The organism is Vibrio sp. D173a, assembly GCF_030248475.1.
Window position 1 is genome coordinate 1 of sequence record NZ_JAHGAH010001025.1, and the last position, 737, is coordinate 737.

1 protein-coding gene is annotated in these 737 nt (G+C 47.2%); it reads right to left on the reverse strand.

The genetic code is table 11. The annotated features are described in order from the left end of the window. A partial coding sequence (locus KIV40_RS31030; protein WP_285353137.1) for a glutathione S-transferase occupies positions 1 to 549 on the reverse strand: 549 nt, incomplete at its 3' end. Positions 550 to 737 lie beyond the last annotated feature (188 nt).

The following is a 737-nucleotide window of genomic DNA, read 5'->3' on the forward strand; positions in this document are numbered from 1 at the left end:
TTGGTAGCGAGTCGCAGCTTCTGAAAGCTCAATTCCATAGGTTCTGAACCTTAGAGCAAGAGGCGCGTACATGGCATCAGCGATAGACCACTCGCCGAAAAGCCAACCATCAGGGAACTTTTCACCTTGCTCGGACCACAGGGTATCCACTCTCTCAATATCTTTCTTCGCTGCCTCGCTCAATACCACTTTTCTGCGCGCTCGGCAGTTCATCGGTAGCTCTTCTCTTAGAGCAAAAAAGCCAGAGTGCATCTCTGCGGATATCGCTCGGGCATGGGCACGTTCTGACGCAGACTCCGGCCATGCTGCACCATCGAGATGCGCTTCGTTGATGTATTCTAAAATCGCATACGAATCCCATACTGTGATGTTGTCATCGACCAGTGTTGGTACTTTTGCAGTTGGAGTGACCTCTGATAGTGTCTCGTAGAATTCTGGTGTGAATAGTGTCAGTTTGGTGATCTCGGCGTCGAGGTTGTGCTGAGCTAAAATCAACCAAGCACGAAGTGACCAGCTATAGTAGTTTTGATTAGCGATGAAGAGTTTCATAAAAGCTTCCTTGCGTTAAGTTTGTCTGACTATCAGCTTAAGAGATTGTATCGCGCGCCACTAACGGATAATTTTGATGTAATACATTAATAAAAACGATGGGTACCAAATCGATATGGATATTGATGCGCTAAGGGGCTTTCTCGCCTTTGTCGAAACCAGCAGTTTCACCCGAGCTGCCAAACAGA